Genomic DNA, 19,993 nt, shown 5'->3' with positions numbered 1-19,993 from the left:
GGGCCGCGGCGGTCGCTGATCAGACCCCGGCGGGGGTCTCCGGCAGCGCGGACCCGCCCACGTCGGCCGCGACCTGGCGCGGCAGCGCGAGCAGCGCCACCGCGGCGAGCAGGGCGGCGCCGGCGCAGACCGCCCAGACGGTGAGGTAGCCCGAGAACGGCGCCCTGCCCGCGTCGGGGCCCTCGAGGGAGCCGGTGGCGGTGAGCGCGATCGCGAAGACGGCCGAGGCGATCGCACCGCCGATGGTCTTGGTCGCGTTGGTCATGCCGGTCGCGAAGCCGGTGCGCTCCGGCGGGGCCGCCGCGGCGGCCGTCGCGGGCAGGGCGGCCACCAGACCGCCCGAGCCGATGCCGATGATCGCCATGTTGACCAGGCCCTGCGCGGTGGTGTCGTGCAGGACCAGCCACAGCGCGTAGCCGAGCGCGACCAGCAGCGCCGAGAGCACCAGCGCCCCCCGCGGTCCGCAGAGCCGGGCGGTGAGCGGCAGCCCCAGCGCGCCCGCGGCCATGCACAGCACGTAGACGCCGATCAGGGTCGAGACGAACGCCGAGGAGGCGCCGAGCCCGTAGCCCGCGACCTCGGGGTCGCTCTGGGCGAAGGTGGACAGCGGGATCTGCGCGCCGAGCACCGACATGCCGAACAGGAACGCGGTCAGCTGCACCGGCCACTGGCCCGGCGTGGCCAGCAGACGTACGTCGACGAGCGGCTCGGGCAGCCGGCTCTCCAGCCGGGCGAACGGCACCAGCATCGCCAGCCCGGCGAGCACCAGCAGCCACGCGGGCACGCTGTCCGCGCCGTCGAGGCGCACCAGCACCAGCCCGGCCATCACCAGGCCGAGCGCGAGGGTGAGCAGGCCCAGGCCGTGCCAGTCGATGCCGCCCGTCGACTGCCCGGGGGTGTCCTCGATGCCCCACCAGATCAGCGCCAGGCAGGCCGTGACCACGATCGCGGGCAGCATCAGCAGGGTGCTCATCGAGAGCCGCTCGACCAGCAGCCCGGAGGTCAGCGCGGCCACGATCACCGACAGCTCGAGCGCGCCGACCAGGATCGCCGCGGCCCGCCGGGTGAGGAGCGACTGGCGCCCGGTGCCCGCCGTACGTCGGTAGATGATCGCCACCTCGATCGGCAGCCACACGACGTAGGCGCCCTGGAGCGCCCAGGCGAGGAGGAAGGTGGAGAAGCCCGGCGCCAGCGCGAGGCCCCACGAGCCCAGCGCGGTGACGAGGGTCGAGAGCAGCAGGACCCACTTGTGCCCGACCAGGTCGCCGAGGCGGGCCAGCAGCGGCACGCACAGCGCCGACACGATCAGCTGCGCGGCCTCGAACCAGTTGATGTCGCCCTCGGCGATCGACAGGTGCTCGGCGATCTGCGGATAGATCGGGGTGTAGTAGCCCTGGAGGACGCCGCTGGCGACCTCGACGCAGACCAGGAAGCCGACCACCGCGGCCAGGCCGCGCACCGGGGTCAGCGCGCGCGACGGCGCGGGGGTGCTCATGCGGGCAGCCGCTCGATGAGGAGCCGGTAGAAGTCGATGCCGTCGAGGAACGCCTCGACGCCGAGGTGCTCGTCGACCGTGTGGATGGACTGGCGCTGCGCCCTCGTCATCCGGAACGGCGCGAAGCGGTAGACCCGCTCGCAGATCGCGGCGAAGTGGCGCGCGTCGGTGGCCGCCATCAGCACGTACGGCGCGGGGACGGCGTCGGGGAACACCTCGGTGATGGTGCGCTCGATCAGCCCGAACGCCGGGTCGTCGGTCGGGGAGACCGGTGTCGGCTCGCCGGCCTCGAGCAGGTCGATGTGGACCTGGTCGTCGCGGACCGCGCGGCGCACGTGGTCGAGCACGCCGGCGACCGAGTCGCCGATCGCGATCCGGGCGTTGACCCCGGCCCGTGCCGTCGCCGCGAGCACGTTGATCGCCGGACTGGCCGACAGCGTGGTGACCGCGAACGTCGTGCGCGCGAGCGCCGCCGGCTCCGGGCCCGCGGCCAGCAGCACCCGGGCGAGCACCGGGCGGACCCTGGCGGCGTGGGCCATCACCGGGCGCAGCGGGCCGGGCGCGTGGGCGGCGAGTCGGCGGAACAGCTCGAGGGTGGGCTCGGGGACCCGGGGCGGCATCGGGGAGCGCTCGAGGCGGGTGATCGCGCGGGCGAGCCGGGCGGTCGGCCCGTGGCGGGAGGGCGTGGAGGCGTGGCCGCCCGGGCCCTCGACGCGCAGCGCGAAGGACGTCACGCCCTTCTCGGCGACGCCGACCACGCCGACCGGCGCGCCGACCCCGGGGAACGCCTCGCTGGCCACCGCGCCGCCCTCGTCGAGCACCATCCAGGGGCGTACGCCGCGGCGGCGCAGCTCCTCGACGGCCATCGGGGCAGCGACGCCGACGACCTCCTCGTCACAGCCGAAGCTGAGCCACACGTCCTGCGTCGGCACGTGGCCGCGCTCGAGCAGGGTCTCGACGGCCTCGCAGATCGCGACCAGCGAGCCCTTGTCGTCGAGGGTGCCCCGGCCCCAGATCTGCCCGTCCACCACGTCGCCGGAGAACGGTGGGTGGGTCCACTCGCCCTCGACCGGCACCACGTCGAGGTGGGCCATCAGCACCACTGGCCGGGCGTCGGTGACGCCCGGCCAGTGGAACAGCAGCCCGTGGGTGTGGATCCGGGTCAGCTCGAGTCGCTCGTGGAGCAGCGGGAACTGCGCGGCCAGCTCGACGAGGAACTCCTCGAAGCACGCGGTGTCGACCGCGGCCGGGTCGGCGTGGCTGACCGTCGGGATCCGGACGAGCGCCTGCAGCTTGGCGACCGCACGCTCTCGCGAGCGGTCCTCGGGAGCGACCATGCCCGCAGGCTAGGGGCCACGGTCGCCCGCGTGGAGGCTTCCGGCTCAGATGGTGGCCGGCGGGTCGACGTCGCGGCGCTGCTCGCTGACGCTCTGGCGGCCGTCGGCGTGGGTGGTGCGCGAGACCGCGGTGGCGCTGCGACGCGCGTTGAGCTGGATCGCGGTCAGCACGATGATCAGCGCGCCGGCGCCGGCGAGGATGTAGCCGACCATCGTGAGGTCGATGTTGTTGATCGCGTCGGTGACGGCGAAGGCCAGGATCAGCCCGATCGCCAGCAGGAAGACGCCGAGTCCGTAGCCCATGGTGCGTACCTCTCCATCGTGCCCCCGGTGTGTCCGGGCGGCTGCCGGCCTCGGTGCCCGAAGGCGTGCGGAGGCAAACGAGCAGGCCATGGCGAGGGGTGTCCTGTCGAGACCACCGGGTCGGCGGGCACCGACCATGCCGAGGGCCGTTGACCCCGGGCCGCCGGGACGCTGGACTGGCCCGGTGATCTCAGCCCGACGAGCCCCAGCTGCCGCGGTGGACGACCTCCTCCAGCGGCCGGCGCCGGCGCCGGGCGGGGGAGCCCGCGGAGCCCGGCTCGGTCGCGGGGTGCCCGAGCGTGATCACCCCGATCGGGTCGTGGTCGTCGGGGATCACGAACTCCGCGCGCAGCCGGTCCAGGCGGTGCGGCGGGATGCCGAAGAAGCAGCCGCCGAGGCCCACGTCGACGGCGGTCAGCAGCACCAGCAGGCTGGCCATCGCGGTGTCCATGTGCCAGTACGGCACCGGCCACCGGGCCTCCTCGCGGTCGGTCCAGCCCTTGTCCGGCTCGGCGTAGCGGCCGAGGTAGGCCGCCTTGCTGCTGCACGGCACGATCACCACCGGCGCGGTCATCATCCCGGCCAGCCAGCTGTCCGGGGACCCGGTGTCCTCGGCGGTCGCGGCCCAGAACCGGCCCACGTCAGCCGGGGTGTCCAGCACCAGGAAGCCCCAGCCCTGGGTGAAGCCCGCGCTGGGTGCGCGAGTCGCGTGGGCCAGCGCGCGGTCCACGACCGCGGGGTCGACCGGCGTCGGGTCGTAGCGGCGGACCATGCGGCGGCGGCGTACGACGTCCTCGAACTCCATGGGAGGCATTGTGGTCGTGCCTGATGACCTCGAGCGGATGTGGGCCGACCTGCTGCCGATCGGGCGGACCGCGGGCGGGGGCTACCGGCGCCAGCCGTGGACCGGCGCCGAGACCGAGATGCGGGAGTGGTTCGGCGAGCAGGCGCGGGCGCGCGGGCTGCGTCTGGTGGGCGACGGCGTCGGCAACACCGTGGCCTGGTGGGACGCCGGCGCCGGTCCCGGGGTGCTCAGCGGGTCCCACCTCGACTCCGTCGTCGACGGGGGTGCGTACGACGGGCCGCTCGGCGTGGTCTCGGCCCTCGCGGCGCTGGACCGGCTGCGCGCCGAGGGGTTCGAGCCGGTCCGGCCGCTCGGGGTGGGCTTCTTCGTGGAGGAGGAGGGCTCGCGCTTCGGGCGCGCCTGCCTCGGGTCGCGCCTGGCCACCGGGTCGCTCGCCTGGAGCGAGGCCCGCGGGCTGCGCGACGACGACGGTGTCCGCCTCGGCGACCTGGTGCCCGGGCTCGAGGCCGACCGCTCCCGGGTCCTCGGCGGCGTGGCGGCCTTCGTCGAGCTGCACGTCGAGCAGGGCCGCGGGCTGGTGCATCTCGACGCGCCGGTCGGCCTGGCCAGCGGGATCTGGCCGCACGGGCGGTGGCGGCTGCGCTTCACCGGGCGAGCCGACCACGCGGGCTCGACCCGGATGGAGGACCGCGCCGACCCGATGCTGACCTTCGCCTCGACCGCGCTGGCGGCCGACGAGCAGGCCCGCCTGCACGGGGCGCGTGCGACCGTCGGACGGGTCGCGGCCGCGCCCGGGGTCACCAACGCGATCCCCGGCTCGGTCACCGCCTGGCTCGACGCGCGCGCCGGGTCCGCGGACGTCCTGGACGCGCTGGTGGGCGCGGTCCTCGCCCAGGCCGAGGGCCGCGCCGCGCGCGACGGCACCCGGGTCGAGGTCGAGGCCGAGTCGGTCTCGGGACCGGTCACCTTCGACGCGGGGCTGGCCGGGCTGCTCGCCGACGGCCGCCCGCTGCTGGCCTCCCAGGCCGGCCACGACGCCGGCGTCCTCGCGGCCGCCGGCATCCCGACCGCGATGCTGCTGGTGCGCAACCCCTCCGGGGTCAGCCACGCCCCCGAGGAGTCGGCCGAGGCCGAGGACTGCCGACACGGCGTGGCCGCGCTCACCGAGACGCTGCGGCGCCTTGCCGGCCCGGGCTGGCAGCCGTGAGTGCGGCGTACCTCCTGGAGCGGGCCTGGGTGGACGGCGCGACCCGCGACGGGGTGCTGGTCGAGATCGCCGACGGCCGCTTCACCGCCGTGCTGCCGGAGGCGTCCCCGGAGCGGACCGGCGCGGCGGTGCGGCTGCCCGGGCTGACCCTGCCCGGCCTGGCGAACGCCCACAGCCACGTGTTCCACCGCGCGTTGCGCGGGCGCACCCAGGCCGTCGCCCCCGGCGGGCGCGGCGGCGGGAGCTTCTGGACCTGGCGCGAGCAGATGTACGCCGTGGCCGCGGTGCTCGACCCCGACTCGCTGCGCTGCCTGGCGCGCGCGGCGTACCGCGAGATGGCGGCGGCCGGGATCACCGGGGTGGGGGAGTTCCACTACCTGCACCACCAGCCCGACGGGACGGCGTACGACGAGCCCAACGCGATGGGCCTCGCGCTGCTCGAGGCCGGCCGGGAGGCGGGCGTGCGGGTGACGCTGCTGGACGCGTGCTACCTCTCCAGTGGGTTCGGGGCGCCGCCGCAAGGGGTGCAGCGGCGCTTCAGCGACGGCGACGTCGACACCTGGGCCGCGCGGGTCGCGGCGCTGCCCGGCCCGGCGCGGGTCGGGGCGGCGCTGCACTCGGTGCGCGCGGTCCCGCCCGAGCAGCTGCGCCGCTGGTCGGGGCCGCTGGTCCACGTGCACCTCTCCGAGCAGCGCGCGGAGAACGAGGAGTGCCTGGCGCGTCTCGGCGCGACGCCGACGCAGGTGCTCGCCGACGCCGGCCACCTGCACGCCGGCACCACCGTCGTGCACGCCACCCACCTCACCGACGGTGACGTCGCCGCCCTCGGGTCGGCCGGCGTGACGGGCTGCCTGTGCCCGACCACCGAGCGCGACCTCGGCGACGGGATCGGCCCCGGCCGCCGCCTGCACGAGGCAGGGGTGCGGCTCAGCCTCGGCAGCGACAGCCACGCGGTGATCGACCCGTTCGAGGAGATGCGCGCGGTGGAGCTGCACGAGCGCCTGGCCACCGAGCGGCGCGGGCACTGGCCCGCAGCCGAGCTGCTGGCGGCGGGGCTGCGTCACGACAGCCTCGGGGTGCCGGACGCCGGCCGGATCGCGGTGGGCGCCCGGGCCGACCTGGTCACCCTCGACCTCGCCAGCCCCCGCACCGCGGGCACCGGCGCCGACGAGGCCACCGCCGTCTGGGCGGCCGGACCCGCCGACGTCACCCACGTCGTCGCCGACGGCCGCGTCGTCCACACCGCCGCCGACCGCGCGGACGTCGGCCGCGCGGTCACCGACGCCGTGACGGGCGTGTGGCGCCTGGTCGAGGAGGCCGCGCGATGACCAGCACCCTGCTCACCGGCATCGCCGAGCTCGTCACCGGCGACCCGTCGCTCGGCCACGGGTCGCTCGGCGTCCTCGAGGGCGCGGCGCTGGTCCTCGAGGGGGCCACGGTCGCCTGGGCGGGACCGGCCGCCGAGGCACCTGCCGCGGACACGGCGTACGACGTGGGCGGGCGGGCGGTGCTGCCGGGGTTCGTCGACAGCCACAGCCACCTGGTCTTCGCCGGGGACCGGGCGGCGGAGTTCAGCGCCCGGATGAGCGGCACGCCGTACGCCGCCGGCGGGATCCGCACCACCGTGGCGGCCACCCGGGCGGCGAGCGACGAGCACCTCACCGCCCAGGTCGCGCGCCACGTCGCGGAGATGCGCGCCCAGGGCACGACCACCGTGGAGATCAAGAGCGGCTACGGGCTCACCGTCCGCGACGAGGCCCGCAGCCTCGCGATCGCGCGGCAGTTCACCGACGAGACCACCTTCCTCGGCGCGCACGTGGTGCCCGAGGGCAGCACCGCCGAGGAGTACGTCGCGCTGGTCACCGGTCCCATGCTCGAGGCGGCCGCGCCGTACGCCCGCTGGATCGACGCCTTCTGCGAGGAGGGCGCCTTCGACGCCGACCAGGCCCGGGCCGTGCTCGAGGCGGGGGCGGCGGCCGGGTTGCGCGGCCGGCTGCACGCCAACCAGCTCGGCGCCGGCCCCGGCGTGCGGCTGGCCGCCGAGCTGGGGCTGGTCGCGGTCGACCACTGCACGTTCCTCACCGACGCGGACGTCGACGCGCTGCGCGACTCCGGCACCATCGCCACGCTGCTGCCCGGGGTCGAGTTCTCCACCCGCACGCCGTGGCCCGACGCGCGCCGGCTCCTGGACGCCGGGGTCGAGGTGGCGCTGGCCAGCGACTGCAACCCGGGCTCGTCGTACACCTCGAGCCTGCCGTTCTGCATCGCCCTGGCGGTGCGCGACCTCGGCATGACCCCGGCGGAGGCGGTGCGGGCGGCGACGGTCGTGGGCGCGGCCGCGCTGGACCGCGACGACGTCGGTGTGCTGGCGCCCGGTCGCCGCGCGGACCTGCAGGTGCTCGACGCGCCCAGCCACGTCCACCTGGCCTACCGCCCCGGCGTACCGCTGGTGCGCAGCACCTGGATCGGCGGCCGACCGGTCGGCTGACCTCCACACGAGCCGACTCGCGGAGGGCCGGAGGTACCTCAGGCGGGACGTAGGGCGACGGGGAGGGCAGGGATAGGGAACCTGCCCGATGTGGGCGGGCACCTCAGGCGCGCAGTGTCGTCGTCACCACCGAGAGCCGGTGAGGGCGAGCACGGGAGCAGAGATGTACGAGAGCACCAACCAGTTCTGGCGATCCGAGATGGACTACCGCAACGAGCGGATCCGTGCCGGGGCCAGCAGCCGCCGCCGGGACCGCCGCCGCGCCCGCGCGCGCCGGCCCGCCGAGGCCACCGACAACGCACGTTGAGCACCCGCGCCAACGGCGGAGCCGACCCGATGAGGCGATAGATGGCCGTTTCTCGCGCGCGCTCGCGGCCCGAAACCGTCAAGATGGAGGACGTGCCACACACCAGCGGGACCCTCGTCGGCCGTGACGCCGAGCTCGCCGAGCTCGCGGCGCTGCTGGGCGTGCGCGACCCGGGCGGGGCGAGTGGCGTGGTGCTGCTCGCCGGGGACGCCGGGGTCGGCAAGACCCGGCTGCTGACCGAGCTGCGCGACCTCGCGGTCGCCGCCGACTGGCAGGTGGCCGCCGGGCACTGCCTGGACTTCGGCGACGGCGCGCTGCCCTACCTGCCCTTCTCGGAGCTCCTCGGCCACCTGGGGGCGACCCGTCCCGAGGTCGTCGACACCGTCGCGCGCAGCCACCCGGCGCTCTCGCGGTTGCAGCCGGGACGCCGCGTGCTGGCCGCGCAGCCCAGCGACGCCGACCCCGCCACCCTCGACCGTGGCGACCTGTTCGAGGCCGTGCACGTGCTGCTCGAGCGGATCGCCGCCGAGGCGCCGCTGCTGCTCATCGTCGAGGACGCCCACTGGGCCGACCGCTCGACCCGGGACCTGCTCAGCTTCCTGTTCTCCCGCGCCTTCGCCGGGCCGGTCGCGCTGGTCGTGTCCTACCGCGCCGACGACCTCTTCCGCCGCCACCCGCTGCGCCGCCAGGTGGCGGAGTGGTCGCGCGTGCAGGGCGTCTCGCGGCTCGCGCTCGGCCCGCTCGACGACGACGCCGTACGCCGCCTGGTCGCGGAGCTGGCCCCGCCCGGCCTCGGCGCCGCCGCGCTGGCCGCCCTCACCGACAGCGTCGTGGCGCGCGCCGAGGGCAACGCGTTCTTCGTCGAGGAGCTCACCAGCGCCGCCGCCGGTCCGGGCCGGTGGCTGCCCGCCGATCTCGCCGACGTGCTGCTGCTGCGCCTGGACCGCCTCGACGACCTCGCCCGGCAGGTGGTGCGCACCGCCAGCGTCGGGGGCCGCTCGGTCGCCCACGAGATGATCCAGGCGGTCTCCGGGCTCGACCCGATCGCGCTCGACGCCGGCCTGCGCGGCGCGGTGGAGATGAACGTGCTGGTCGCCGAGCGCGGCACCTACTCCTTCCGCCATGCCCTCCTCGGCGAGGCGGTCTACGACGACCTGCTGCCCGGCGAGCGGGTCCGCCTGCACGCGGCGTACGTCGCGGCGCTGCAGAAGGGCGACGCCCGCGGCACGGCCGCGGAGCTGGCCCGCCAGGCCCGGCTGGCCAACGACCTCGACACCGCGCTGAGCGCGAGCATCCAGGCGGGGGAGGAGGCGACGCGTGTCGGTGGCCCCGACGAGGCCGCCTACCACTACGAGCAGGCGCTGGAGCTGCTGGCCGATCCCGAGCGCTGCCTGGCCTGCCACGACGTCGAGCCCTCACGGCTGGTCGTGCGCGCCGCCGAGGCGCGAACCGCGAGCGGCGACCCCGAGCGGGCGGTCGCCCTGATCACCGACCACCTGCGCCGGATGCCCCAGGCGAGCGACGCCCAGCGCGCCCGGATGCTTGCCGCACAGGCCAACGCGCTCTACATCACCGAGACCGACACCGACCCCTCGCTGGTCTCCGCCGAGGCGGTCGCGCTCGCGCCGCCCGGCGACAGTCCGCTGCGTGCCCGGGCGCTGGCGACCCACGCGAGGATCCTCGCCGCGGTCGATCGCTACGACGAGGCCGAGGCGGTCGGCATGGACGCGCTGGCGCTCGCCGAGCGCCTCAACCTCCGCGAGCACGTCTCCGACGCGGTCACCACCCTCTCGGGCCTGAAGAAGGCCGGCCCGGTGGAGGGCCTGCGTGCGGCGCTGCGCGACGCGATCGCGCAGGCCGAGGAGTCCGGCGCGGTCGGTGCCGAGCTGCGCGGCCGCTTCCTGCTGGCCCGCTCGCACGCGGACTGGGGGGAGCTCGACGTCGCTGCGGAGGGGTTCCGGCGCGGTGTCGAGCGGGCCGCCGAGACCGGGCTGCAGTGGGCGCCGTACGGCTTCGAGGCGCGCTGGCAGCTGGCCTGGATCGAGTACGTCCGCGGTCGGTGGGAGGAGATGCTCGCCCTCACCGACAGCGGGGAGCACGCCCCGCCGATCCCGGCCGCGATCCTGACCTCCATGCGCCTGCTGGTGGAGCAGGCCCGCGGCGCCGACGTGAGCGCGGCGCTGCGCGAGCTGCGCGCCCTGTGGCACCGCGAGGGTGCGATCGGGATCCACGCCGCGAGCCTGGAGATCGTCGAGGCCGGGCGGTCGGGCGACCCCGCCGCCGTCGGAATGGCGTACGACGAGGCGGTGGACGTGCTGGGCGGCATCTGGCACGAGTGGTTCAGCGCGCGGATCCGGCTCGCTGCGGTGGCGGCCGAGCAGCTTGCGGCGCTGGTGCCCCGCGCCAGCACCGCGCAGCGCGAGGTCATCGGCACCCGGGTGACCCGGTTGCACGACGACGGGCGCACGGTGCGCGAGCAGTACACCGACCCCTCGGGCCACTGGGGCCCGGAGGGCCGTGCCTGGGAGCGCCGCCTCGACGCCGAGGTGCTGCGCGCCCGGTGGCTGTGCGGGGAGCAGACCTCGGTGGAGACGCTGGTGCAGACCTGGCGCGAGACCGAGGCGGCGTTCGCGGAGTTCGGCCACGTCCACGAGCTGGCACTCGTGCGCACCACCCTCGCCGGGATCCTGCGCGCGACCGGTGACCTGACCGGGTCGCGGGAGAGCGCCGACCTGGCCCGCACCGCTGCCCAGGCGCTCGGGGCGCGGCCGGTCCTCGAGGACCTGCGCACTCTCCGCTCGTCGCCGGTCCGCGCCGAGGCGTCGCCGGGCGCCCTGACTCCCCGGGAGGCGGAGATCCTCGCGCTGGTCGCCGAGGGCCGCTCCAACGGCGAGATCGCCCGCCAGCTCTTCATCAGCGCCAAGACGGTGTCGGTGCACGTGTCGCGGATCCTGGCCAAGCTCGGCGCCGCCGGGCGCACCGAGGCGGCCGCGATCGCGCGGCGCCGGGGCATGGTCGACTGACGCGAGTCGGCCCCGATGGTTGCGCGAGTCGGCGCTTGTGTGGCGCCTGCACGGTCCGCACGCACGAGGAGCCCGCACCGGACCGGCGCGGGCTCCTCGGAGCGTGATGGTTCTGGGCGCCTGCTCCGTGGGGGTGGAGCACGGCGGTCGGGTCAGCGCTTGTTGCTGGTGACGCTCTCCGCGATGCCGATCAGCAGCACCGCTGCGACGATCGCGACGATCGAGCCCAGGATGTTGAGCTCCCAGATGTCGCCGGTGCCGAGCGCCGAGGCGATCACGCCGCCGATGATGGAGCCCACGACACCGAGGCCGAGCGTGGCCAGGATCGAGAGGTTCTGCTTGCCGGGCTTGATCAGGCGCGCGAGCGCGCCGACGACGAGGCCGAAGACGAGGAAACCGATGATTGACATGCAGACCGAGTACCCCGTTCGGTCCGCGATGCCACATGCCGGCCGCGGCGGGGCTCAGCCGAAGGCGCGGGCGACGTGTCCGGGGAGGTCGGGGTAGCGCATCAGGTGGGCGCCGCCGTTGAGGTCGAGGTTCTCCCCGGTGAGCCACCCCGCGCGGAGCAGGTAGACGATCGCCTCGGCGACGTCCTCGGGCGTGCCGGCGCGGCCGAGCGGGGTGTTCGCGAGGTAGTCGGCCTCGATCCCGTCGATGTCCAGGGCGGGCGCGGTCAGCGGCGTCGGCACCAGACCGGGGGAGACCGCGTTGACGCGGATGCCGCGGGGCCCGAGCTCCAGTGCCGCGACCTCGGTCAGCATCGCCAGCCCGGCCTTGGAGGCGCAGTACGCCGCCATCCCGGCGCCGGGCTGCCGGGCGTTGAGGGAGGCGACGGAGACGATGGCGCCGCCGGGCCCGAGGACCCGGGCAGCGTGCTTGAGCACGGTCATCGCGCCGGTGAGGTTCACGTCGAGCACCCGGCGGAAGTCGGCGACGTCGTGCTCGGCCACCGCGGCGAGGGTGCTGGTGCCGGCGGTGTTGACGACCGCGTCGAGGCGCCCGTGGGCCTCGAGCACCCCGTCGAGGAAGGCCGCCACGCTCGCCTCGTCGGTGACGTCCACGGCCGGCGACGTGGTGAGGTCGCCGATCGCGACGTCGTACCCCGTCGAGTCGAGCAGGAACGCGGTGGCCGCGCCGATCCCGGAGCCACCGCCGATCACGGCGGCGGTCTGCTGAGTGCTCATCGTCGTGTGTCCCCCCGGTTCGCGTGGGTCCCGCCGGCTCGTTGACGCGTGTCAACTGCGGGCCTACTGTGCGTCAGGTCACATCCTTGCACCCGGGATGGACATCCGCGCTCTCCTTGGAGGACTCGTGCCTGGTCCCACCACCGCCGTCATCGGCGCCGGCATCAGCGGCCTGACGGCCGGCAAGATGCTCGGCGACTACGGCGTGCCGTACACCTGCTTCGAGGCCTCCGACCGGATCGGCGGCAACTGGGCCTTCGGCAACCCCAACGGCCACAGCAGCGCCTACCGCTCGCTGCACATCGACACCTCCAAGCACCGGCTGTCCTTCAAGGACTTCCCGATGCCCGAGGACTACCCCGACTTCCCGCACCACACCCAGATCAAGGCCTACCTCGACTCCTACGCCGAGGCGTTCGGGCTCCTCGACAACATCGAGTTCGAGAACGGGGTGGAGCACGCCGAGCGCCTCGACGGCGGCGGCTGGGAGATCACCGACCAGGCCGGCGCGACGCGGCGCTTCGACCTGCTCGTGGTCGCCAACGGCCACCACTGGGACCCGCGCTACGCCGACTTCCCCGGCGAGTTCACCGGCGAGTCCATCCACTCCCACCACTACATCGACCCCAGCGACCCCCTGGACTTCCACGGCAAGCGGATCCTGGTCGTGGGCATCGGCAACAGCGCCGCCGACATCGCCGTCGAGCTCTCCAGCCGCTCGCTGAGCAACGAGGTGACGCTCTCGACGCGCTCCAGCGCCTGGATCGTGCCGAAATACACCTATGGCCTGCCGGCCGACAAGTACTACGCGACCACGCCGTACCTGCCGCTGAAGTGGCAGCGCTGGGCGATGCAGAAGATGCAGTTCATGACCGGCTCGAACCCCGAGCTCTACGGGCTGCCGGCGCCCAACCACAAGTTCTTCGAGGCCCACCCCACGCAGTCCGTCGAGCTGCCGCTGCGCCTCGGCTCCGGCGACATCACCCCGAAGGGCAACGTCGCGCGCCTCGACGGCTCCACCGTGCACTTCGAGGACGGCACGTCGTCGGACTTCGACGTGATCGTCTACGCGACCGGCTACAACATCACCTTCCCGTTCTTCGACCCCGAGTTCCTCAGCGCCCCGGAGAACCGGATCCGGCTGTTCAAGCGGATGTTCAAGCCCGGCCTGGAGGACCTCGCGTTCATCGGCCTGGCCCAGGCCACGCCGACGCTGTTCCCGTTCGTGGAGGCGCAGACCCGGCTGCTCGCGGCGTACGCCGTGGGGCGCTACCGGCTTCCGGACCCCGCGGAGATGGAGCGCGCGATCGACGAGGACCAGGCGAAGTACACCGGCCACGTCCTGGACCGCCCGCGCCACACCCAGCAGCTCGACTACTTCATCTACGAGCACGACCTGCGGGCCAAGGAGATCCCGGCCGGGGTCGAGCGGGCGCGGCTGCAGGGCCCGCCGCCGTTCGTCGCCCGGGTCGCGCGGGAGGCCCAGGCGGCATCGGCGTGATCGCCGGGCGAGGCGACCGGCGCCGCAGTGCGCTGCTGGAGGCCCTCGACGAGCACCTGCGCGACGCGGGTCCCGCGGCCAGCCTCGAGGACATCAACGTCGCCGACCTGTCTCGGCGCGCCGGCGTGACCCGCTCGGCGTTCTACTTCTACTTCGACAACAAGGCCGACGCCGTCGCCGCGCTGCTGGAGGAGATGCACGACGACGGTCAGGGGGCCGCCGATCTGCTGGCCGGAGCCGGGGCGGTCCGCGACCAGGTCGCCGTGGCGATCCGTACCGTGCTCTCCGGCTGGGAGCGGCGCCGCCACGTCTACCGGGCGATGCTCGAGGCGCGCGCGACCAGCCCCGCGGTGCGCGAGCGGTGGGACAGCACCCAGGAGGCGTTCGTACGGATCGCCGCGGACGTCATCGCCGCCGAGCGGGCCGCGGGGCTGGCACCACCCGGCCCGGATCCGCACGCGATCGCGACCGTGCTGCTCGATGTCAACGACCGGGCGCTGGCCCGGCTCGTGCAGGGTGCCGCCGAGCTCGACTGGGACCGCCACGTCGAGGCGGTCGTCCATGTCTGGCTGACCACGATCTACGGGAGGAACGCATGACCGCGACACAGGGCTCACAGGGCTCACCAGGCTCCGAGGTGCCCCCCGCTTCGCACGGGTACGCCGAGACGTGGGTGCCCAGTCCCGACGGGGCCCGCCTGCACGCCTGGCACTTCACCGGCGTCGGCGACGCGCTCGCCACCCCGGCCGGTCGGCCGGTCGTGGTGATGGCCCACGGTCTCGGGGGGACCAAGGACAGCGGGCTGGCACCGTTCGCCGAGCGGCTGGCGGCGGCCGGGCTCGACGTGCTCGCCTTCGACTACCGCGGGTTCGGCGCGAGCGAGGGCGAGCCCCGCCAGACCGTCTCGATGGCCGCCCAGCTCGCCGACTACCGCGCCGCGATGACGGCGGCGGCCGCCCTGCCCGGGGTCGACCCGCAGCGCCTCGTGCTGTGGGGCGTCTCCCTGGCCGGCGGTCACGTGCTGGCCGCGGGAGCCCGGCGCGACGACGTCGCGGCCGTGATCTCGATGGTGCCGCTCGTCGACGGGCTCGCCGCCGCGCGCCTCGCGGTGCGCCACCACAAGCCCAGCGCCCTGCTGCGTTCCTCGGCCGCCGGCATGCGCAGCCGGGTCGGGCGTCGGGTGACGATCCCGGTGGTCGCGCGGCCCGGGGAGGTCGGTGCGCTCACGCTCCCGGGGCTCTACGAGGACTACCTGTCCGTCGCCGGCCCGACCTGGCGCAACGAGGTGGACGCGGCCGTCGGCCTCGAGCTCGGCAACCACCGGCCCGGCAAGGAGGCGCGGCACCTGCGCTGCCCGCTGCTGGTGCAGATCGCCGACTTCGACCGCAGTGCGCCGCCGCACGCTGCTGCCAAGGCGGCGGTCGCCGGGCGCGCCGAGGTGCGTCACTACCCGGCCGACCACTTCGACCTCTTCGAGGGCAAGGAGTGCTTCGAGCCCGCGGTGCGGCACCAGGTCGACTTCCTGGTGCGGCATCTGCGGGTGGGGTGAGGGCTGGAGGCGTTCAGTCGATGCACTGGCTCCACTCGCCCGCGTGCCACCGGCCGTCGGTGCGCCAGACCTCGACCTGGGCGAGGCGCCGGCCGTTGCGGCCCACCAGGTCGACCACGCGTACGGCGTCCTCGTCGCCGACCCCGACGTCCTCCCCACGGTCCTGTGTGCGCAGGGACGCGACGCGACCACGCTCGTCGCCCGCCACCATCGCGTCCCGAAGGCCCTGCCAGGTCGCGGCCTCCGCGACCGGCTCGTAGTGGCTCACGCAGTCGTCGCCGGGGCTGGTTCCGGCGTGCGCGCACGCGTTGAACGACCCGCAAGCCAGCAAGACGACACCACGCGCAAGAACGGCTTCATGCCCGTGGGACGCGATCTTCCGGCCGGCGGTTCCGGACGGCGGCCCCTATGGGAATGCCGTGTGATAGCCGTTGCTGGAACGCCCGATCATTCCGATGAGCGGAGACGTTTTAGAGCGCCGGAACCAAACGGCAACCGCTGACGTCCGAGGCATCATGACACCACGGTTGAAGGTCGCGTCCGTGCTGAGTGCGCTGCTCACGTTCGGCGCTACGTCCTGCGGTGAAGCACAGTCCATCCCAACAGAGCCTGCAAGTGCCGCAGAGGAATCTAAGCCCTCAGAGGTGCCCGCAGCTGCGACAGGGGAACCTGGGGAAACGAAAGTGCTCGTGTCGGCAGGAGGTCGGGATGCAATTGTCTCCGGTCTCCTGACCCGCGTGGGGGACTGCGCTGGCATCGGCGACGCAGTCGCGGCATGGCCTCTCGGAACGAAGATCGTGAGCGAGTCGCCTCTGACCCTGCGCATACCGGGACTTGGTGCAGTGAGTGCTGGGGAGAGTCTCAAGGGAGCTGGGGGCGTCTTCGATGCCGCCATCGACCAGGTCGGCTTCAAGGTGCCTGCTTCGTGTGGCACCACTGAGGTGGTCACTTTCCGGATTGAGTGAGCGCACGGCCATGCCGCGTGGCGTGCGCCCGCGGCGATCCGGCTCTGCCGCGAAGTGGGCGTCGCCGTGCCAGCTGCGCGAGGGCGGCTATCACGCCTCAATCACATGGGAGGCAGCTGTCGAGGAGTGACAGCCAGGGGCCCGCCTGTGTCGCCCCCCGCGCGACCACGAGGTTTTCCACAGATTCAGTCTTTACCTTCCAAGCGCTATTTCGAACGCTTTCGAACATCGATAGAATGGATCCTACGGAACCACTTCTCCACCACGCCCTCTCGGGAGGCGACGATGGCCGACACGGCTCATCCCTACCTCGCCGACGTGGGGTGCGCGGAGGCATTGCTCGACAAGATCGCCGACCGCGATCCGACATTCCTGTCGATCTCGGAGAAACGCCAGGCATTGCGGATGACCGCCCACCTGGCCTCACGCGCGCAGGCGATGCACGCACGGGTGATCGCGTGCGCCGACGACGTGGCCGACGCCGACGGGTGTCGCGACGTGGCCGCGTGGGTCGCGCACCGCACCCCCACCTCCGGTCCGACTGCGCGGCGCCTGCAGCGGCTCGGGGTCGCCTGCGAGCAGCGTTGGCACCGCGTCGGCACGGCGCTCGCGGGCGGGCACGTCAGCGTCGACCAGGCCCACGTGATGGTCGCTGCGCTCGACGACCTCACCGACGCCTTCGACCTCATCGAGGCAAGCGTGGAGGAGTGGGCCGACATGCTGGCTCGCGCCGAGACCTACCTGGTCGAGCAGGCCGCCGACTTCGGGCCCCGTGAGCTCGGCCGCCTGGCCGAGCGGCTGCTGGAGGTGGTCGCGCCGGAGTGGGCCGAGAAGGTCGAGGAGGAGCAGCTGCGCGCCGCGGAGCGCCGAGCCCGTCGGCGTACGACCTTGGGTGTGCGGCACCTCGGCGACGGGAGCGCGATCATCCGGGCGCAGGTGCCGGAGAGCATCGCGCTGCGGCTGACCACGATGCTGGAGTCCTTCACCAACCCCCGCCGGGCCGCGGACGAGCCGGCGGCGGACGGGCGGCGGGTGCCCTACGAGCGCCGGTTGGGTGAGGCGTTCTGCTCGCTGCTGGAGAGCATCGACCCGTCCCGCCTCCCGTTGCACGGCGGGGACGCCACGACGCTGGTGATCACGATGGACCTCCAGGCGCTCGTCGACGGCCTCGGCTCCGCGACGCTCGCGGACGGATCGCGCATCACCGCCGGCGAGGCACGGCGCCTGGCCTGCGCGGCGAATCTCGTCCCCGCCGTGCTCGGCACGCCTTCGGTGCCGCTCGACCTTGGCCGCACGAACCGGCTCTTCAGTCCGGGTCAGAGAAAGGCCTTGGCAATTCGAGACAAGGAATGTCGAGCCGACGGCTGCACGATTCTCTCGACCTGGTGCGAGGCGCATCATGTGGATCCGTGGTCAGCGGGCGGAAAGACCGATCTCGACAAAGGCATTCTTCTGTGCAGTCATCACCATCATCTGATCCACGACGACCGTTATCTGCGCCAACGGATGCCGAACGGCGATCTCCGATTCACTCGGCGGACGTGAGGGCTACGTCATGCCTTCCTGTGGGACCGTCGCCGCGTGAGGATCTACGTCGCCGGGCCGTTGACGGACATCGCTGCGGTGCAGGCGGTCCAGGCCGCGGTGATGGCGGCCGGGCACGAACTCGCCTTGGACTGGACGCGAGCTCCAGACGTGACCCTCGTGGAGGACTACGGATCGGCCCCCGCGCTCTCGGCCAGCCTGGCCTCGGACGACCTGGAGGCAGTGCTCAGGGCCGATGCAGTGCTGGTCGTCATGTCCGAGGAGGAGGGGAAGGGGATGTTCGTCGAGCTGGGGGCCGCGCTGGCCCGAGCGCACCGGGGGGAGCTCCAGCACGTGGTGCTCCTCGGCCCGATCAGCCAGGAGAGCGTCTTCTACTTCCACCCTGCCGTGCAGCGGATGACGTCGGTCGACGAATGGCTCGCCAGCATCGCGTGACTCGCTGTCTCTCATGCCGCGCTCTCCGTACCCGAGGGTGGCCCTCAGAGCAGAGTGCTGAGCTGACTCCATGCGGCCGCTCCGAGCCTGGAGTCCGACGCGGGGGTGCCGCCGCGGCGCATCCGCATTCCTCCCGCGGCGACGGGTTCGCCGGGCAACACGGTGCGATGGCCAGCATCGGGATCGAGGACAAGGAGCGTCTCCAGGCCCTGCGCGTCGCGCCGTGCCGCGATGGCTTCAGCCATCGTCTGAGAGGGCCACACCTGGTCGTCCCCGCCGGCGACCAGGAGCACCTGATCGATGTGCTCGACCGGGATCGCGGCCGAGGAGAGTGCCTCTCGGAATCGGTCACGGGACGCCTCGTAGTGGCCGCGGAAGGCGGGTGGGTCGGTTTCGGGCTCCCAGTCGTCGACGAGGTCCACGTACGGCAGCGGGGTGCCGCCGAGGGTCCAGTGCGACGCCGGGCTTCCGTCGGGTCGAACGCCCGCCCACACCACGTCGGAGGGCGCGAATGCCGCAACGGCGCTGACGTGCGGGCTGTGAGCGCCGGTCAGGAGCGCGGCTTCAGCTCCGAACGAGGTGCCGAGGACCACGACTCGATCGGAGGTCCGTGCGAGGTCGTCCACGCGTGCGAGGAAGAGCTCCAGCGGGATCTCCCACGGTCCCTCGTTCTGGCCGGCGCCTCCGAACCAGCGGATCGACTCGGCGAGGACTCCGTGGCGTGCCAACAGCTCGGCACGGGCCGAGTCGACGCGGCCGCTGGAGCCAGCGAGGACCAGGGCCGCGACGCCCGAGGGCGATTCGGGGATCCAGCGCACGCCCTCGACGTCCACGAGCTGTACCGGCCGCACGCCTCAGAGCACCAGCGTGAAGAAGCTGCTGTTCCGGCTGGGCGAGTAGTCGCCGAAGGGCTCGCACGGGACGAAGCCCGCGGCGGCGTACAGCGTGCGGGCGGGGGCGAAGGCGTCCATCGAGCCGGTCTCGAGACTGACCCGGGTCGCGCCGCGCTCGCGGGCGAGGGCGAGGAGGTGGAGCAGCATCCGGCGCGCGTGGCCTTGGCCGCGGTGCTCGCTGGCGGTGTGCATCGACTTCAGCTCCAGGTGGCCGTCGCCGAGGTCGCGCAGCGCGCCGACCGCGACCAGCGTGCCGTCGACCCGGGCCGAGCAGAAGGTCATCCCCGGGCCGAGCAGCCTGTCGACGTCGAGGGTGTGCACGTCCTCGGGCGGGCTGTGCTGGTGCCCGAAGGCCATGTGGCGAGCGAGCAGGGCGCGCACGTCGTCGGCGCGCGGGTCGTCCGGGCCGAGCACGGGGGCGGCAGTCATGGGCAGATCCTTGCGGACGACGCGGCGACGGCGCACCCCTTCTCAGGACAGGTACGCCGCGGCGCCCAGGCAGGCCACCGAGACGGTCGAGGTGAGGGCGCGCGCGGCGTTCCAACGCCGCCACGCGCCCTCGAAGCCGGCTCTCGCGGCCGCCGGGTCGCCCGTGCCGCGGGCCTCCAGCGCGTCGTTGAGCGGGATGTTGCGGGCCACCGTGACCACGACCGTTGCGACCGCGAGGACGGCCCCGCCGACAGCCCACCAGCGCGCGGTGCCCTCGGCGAGGAACGCTGCAGCCGCGGCGGCGAGCGGGGCGCCGACGAAGCTGGCCAGGAAGACCGGGTTCACGATCGCGAGGTTCACCTGCCGCATCACCTCCACGAAGGCGCGGTCCTCGACCCGGGCCAGCCCGGGCATCACCCCGCTGGCCCAGGCGTAGTAGGTGCCGGCCTGGAGCCCGCCCAGGACGAGGGCGAGCATCAGGGCGACGGGGAGCAGGGTGTCGGGGAGGACGGTGTCGGTCACGA

At 73.9% G+C, this 19,993-nt stretch carries 20 protein-coding genes; 10 read left to right on the top strand and 10 right to left on the bottom strand.

The genetic code is table 11. The features are described from left to right. Positions 1-19 precede the first annotated feature (19 nt). From HBO46_RS19205 to HBO46_RS19190, 4 genes are all read right to left on the bottom strand, one after another. Entirely contained in the window at positions 20-1,495 is a 1,476-nt protein-coding gene (locus HBO46_RS19205) for an MFS transporter (protein ID WP_166134567.1), read from the bottom strand. Then, complete coding sequence (locus tag HBO46_RS19200; protein WP_166134565.1) at positions 1,492-2,832, bottom strand: M20/M25/M40 family metallo-hydrolase; 1,341 nt, start codon at positions 2,830-2,832, stop codon at positions 1,492-1,494. The genes HBO46_RS19205 and HBO46_RS19200 overlap by 4 nt, the downstream gene beginning before the upstream one ends. Positions 2,833-2,877: 45 nt before the next feature. Then, on the bottom strand, positions 2,878-3,135 hold the full coding sequence (locus HBO46_RS19195) for a DUF6458 family protein (RefSeq protein WP_166134563.1): 258 nt from the start codon (positions 3,133-3,135) through the stop codon (positions 2,878-2,880). A 190-nt stretch (positions 3,136-3,325) separates the two neighbouring features. Beyond that, positions 3,326-3,940, bottom strand: a complete 615-nt coding sequence (locus HBO46_RS19190) for a nitroreductase family protein (RefSeq protein ID WP_166134561.1) — start codon at positions 3,938-3,940, stop codon at positions 3,326-3,328. A 16-nt stretch (positions 3,941-3,956) separates the two neighbouring features. On the opposite strand from HBO46_RS19190, the gene HBO46_RS19185 reads away from it, so the two are divergent. The 5 genes from HBO46_RS19185 (at position 3,957) to HBO46_RS19165 (ending at position 10,965) form a co-directional block, all read left to right on the top strand. Continuing rightward, positions 3,957-5,147: an allantoate amidohydrolase gene (locus HBO46_RS19185; protein ID WP_224769255.1), complete on the top strand. Its 1,191-nt coding sequence runs from the start codon at positions 3,957-3,959 to the stop codon at positions 5,145-5,147. Beyond that, positions 5,144-6,475 carry a formimidoylglutamate deiminase gene (locus HBO46_RS19180; protein ID WP_166134559.1) on the top strand — a complete coding sequence of 444 codons (1,332 nt, stop codon included), beginning with the start codon at positions 5,144-5,146 and terminating at the stop codon, positions 6,473-6,475. The genes HBO46_RS19185 and HBO46_RS19180 overlap by 4 nt, the downstream gene beginning before the upstream one ends. Next, complete coding sequence (hutI, locus tag HBO46_RS19175) at positions 6,472-7,635, top strand: imidazolonepropionase (protein WP_166134557.1); 1,164 nt, start codon at positions 6,472-6,474, stop codon at positions 7,633-7,635. Before HBO46_RS19180 ends, hutI begins: the two co-directional genes overlap by 4 nt. 163 nt (positions 7,636-7,798) lie before the next feature. After that, positions 7,799-7,942 carry a hypothetical protein gene (locus HBO46_RS19170; RefSeq protein ID WP_166134555.1) on the top strand — a complete coding sequence of 48 codons (144 nt, stop codon included), beginning with the start codon at positions 7,799-7,801 and terminating at the stop codon, positions 7,940-7,942. Positions 7,943-8,034: 92 nt separating this feature from the next. After that, a complete protein-coding gene (locus tag HBO46_RS19165; RefSeq protein ID WP_166134553.1) occupies positions 8,035-10,965 on the top strand; it encodes a helix-turn-helix transcriptional regulator in 2,931 nt (976 codons plus the stop codon). Positions 10,966-11,117: 152 nt separating this feature from the next. Here the strand turns inward: HBO46_RS19165 and HBO46_RS19160 are convergent, their stop codons facing one another. Both HBO46_RS19160 and HBO46_RS19155 read right to left on the bottom strand, forming a co-directional pair. After that, positions 11,118-11,375 carry a GlsB/YeaQ/YmgE family stress response membrane protein gene (locus tag HBO46_RS19160; RefSeq protein ID WP_207950245.1) on the bottom strand — a complete coding sequence of 86 codons (258 nt, stop codon included), beginning with the start codon at positions 11,373-11,375 and terminating at the stop codon, positions 11,118-11,120. A 54-nt stretch (positions 11,376-11,429) separates the two neighbouring features. Beyond that, the gene (locus HBO46_RS19155) at positions 11,430-12,152 is read right to left on the bottom strand and encodes an SDR family NAD(P)-dependent oxidoreductase (RefSeq protein WP_166134551.1); all 723 of its coding nucleotides are present in this window, start codon (positions 12,150-12,152) and stop codon (positions 11,430-11,432) included. A 127-nt stretch (positions 12,153-12,279) separates the two neighbouring features. On the opposite strand from HBO46_RS19155, the gene HBO46_RS19150 reads away from it, so the two are divergent. Genes HBO46_RS19150 through HBO46_RS19140 form a run of 3 tightly spaced genes read left to right on the top strand, consistent with a single transcriptional unit; the run spans position 12,280 to position 15,202 of the window. Beyond that, positions 12,280-13,653, top strand: coding sequence for a flavin-containing monooxygenase (locus HBO46_RS19150; RefSeq protein WP_224769254.1), 1,374 nt, complete (start codon positions 12,280-12,282; stop codon positions 13,651-13,653). Further along, positions 13,650-14,252 (top strand): TetR/AcrR family transcriptional regulator, encoded by a 603-nt coding sequence (locus tag HBO46_RS19145; RefSeq protein ID WP_207950244.1) that lies wholly within the window; start codon positions 13,650-13,652, stop codon positions 14,250-14,252. The genes HBO46_RS19150 and HBO46_RS19145 overlap by 4 nt, the downstream gene beginning before the upstream one ends. 38 nt (positions 14,253-14,290) lie before the next feature. Then, on the top strand, positions 14,291-15,202 hold the full coding sequence (locus HBO46_RS19140) for an alpha/beta hydrolase (RefSeq protein ID WP_224769253.1): 912 nt from the start codon (positions 14,291-14,293) through the stop codon (positions 15,200-15,202). Positions 15,203-15,215: 13 nt separating this feature from the next. Here the strand turns inward: HBO46_RS19140 and HBO46_RS19135 are convergent, their stop codons facing one another. Further along, complete coding sequence (locus HBO46_RS19135) at positions 15,216-15,470, bottom strand: hypothetical protein (RefSeq protein ID WP_166134545.1); 255 nt, start codon at positions 15,468-15,470, stop codon at positions 15,216-15,218. Positions 15,471-16,314: 844 nt separating this feature from the next. Between HBO46_RS19135 and HBO46_RS19130 the strand changes: the two genes are divergently transcribed. Together HBO46_RS19130 and HBO46_RS19125 are read left to right on the top strand one after the other, a co-directional pair. Beyond that, positions 16,315-17,712, top strand: coding sequence for an HNH endonuclease signature motif containing protein (locus HBO46_RS19130; RefSeq protein WP_166134543.1), 1,398 nt, complete (start codon positions 16,315-16,317; stop codon positions 17,710-17,712). A gap of 36 nt (positions 17,713-17,748) precedes the next feature. Then, positions 17,749-18,147 carry a hypothetical protein gene (locus HBO46_RS19125; RefSeq protein WP_166134541.1) on the top strand — a complete coding sequence of 133 codons (399 nt, stop codon included), beginning with the start codon at positions 17,749-17,751 and terminating at the stop codon, positions 18,145-18,147. Positions 18,148-18,191: 44 nt separating this feature from the next. On the opposite strand, the gene HBO46_RS19120 is transcribed toward HBO46_RS19125, so the two are convergent. Genes HBO46_RS19120 through HBO46_RS19110 form a run of 3 tightly spaced genes read right to left on the bottom strand, consistent with a single transcriptional unit; the run spans position 18,192 to position 19,991 of the window. Next, a complete protein-coding gene (locus tag HBO46_RS19120) occupies positions 18,192-18,980 on the bottom strand; it encodes an acyl-CoA thioester hydrolase/BAAT C-terminal domain-containing protein (RefSeq protein WP_224769252.1) in 789 nt (262 codons plus the stop codon). 21 nt (positions 18,981-19,001) lie between these two features. Then, positions 19,002-19,469 carry a GNAT family N-acetyltransferase gene (locus HBO46_RS19115; RefSeq protein WP_166134539.1) on the bottom strand — a complete coding sequence of 156 codons (468 nt, stop codon included), beginning with the start codon at positions 19,467-19,469 and terminating at the stop codon, positions 19,002-19,004. Between the two features lie 42 nt (positions 19,470-19,511). Next, positions 19,512-19,991 (bottom strand): anthrone oxygenase family protein, encoded by a 480-nt coding sequence (locus HBO46_RS19110; RefSeq protein WP_224769251.1) that lies wholly within the window; start codon positions 19,989-19,991, stop codon positions 19,512-19,514. Positions 19,992-19,993 lie beyond the last annotated feature (2 nt).

Source organism: Nocardioides ochotonae, from assembly GCF_011420305.2.
Lineage (GTDB): Bacteria > Actinomycetota > Actinomycetes > Propionibacteriales > Nocardioidaceae > Nocardioides > Nocardioides ochotonae.
Note: the sequence above shows the minus strand (reverse complement) of the source record. Positions and strands in the feature narration are given on the sequence as shown.

Coding starts and splice junctions, on each gene's coding strand:
- HBO46_RS19160 (WP_207950245.1), bottom strand. CDS start 11,375: ATGTCAATCATCGGTTTCCTCGTCTTCGGCCTCGTCGTCGGCGCGCTC.
- HBO46_RS19205 (WP_166134567.1), bottom strand. CDS start 1,495: ATGAGCACCCCCGCGCCGTCGCGCGCGCTGACCCCGGTGCGCGGCCTG.
- HBO46_RS19115 (WP_166134539.1), bottom strand. CDS start 19,469: ATGACTGCCGCCCCCGTGCTCGGCCCGGACGACCCGCGCGCCGACGAC.
- HBO46_RS19170 (WP_166134555.1), top strand. CDS start 7,799: ATGTACGAGAGCACCAACCAGTTCTGGCGATCCGAGATGGACTACCGC.
- hutI (WP_166134557.1), top strand. CDS start 6,472: ATGACCAGCACCCTGCTCACCGGCATCGCCGAGCTCGTCACCGGCGAC.
- HBO46_RS19195 (WP_166134563.1), bottom strand. CDS start 3,135: ATGGGCTACGGACTCGGCGTCTTCCTGCTGGCGATCGGGCTGATCCTG.
- HBO46_RS19200 (WP_166134565.1), bottom strand. CDS start 2,832: ATGGTCGCTCCCGAGGACCGCTCGCGAGAGCGTGCGGTCGCCAAGCTG.
- HBO46_RS19190 (WP_166134561.1), bottom strand. CDS start 3,940: ATGGAGTTCGAGGACGTCGTACGCCGCCGCCGCATGGTCCGCCGCTAC.
- HBO46_RS19155 (WP_166134551.1), bottom strand. CDS start 12,152: ATGAGCACTCAGCAGACCGCCGCCGTGATCGGCGGTGGCTCCGGGATC.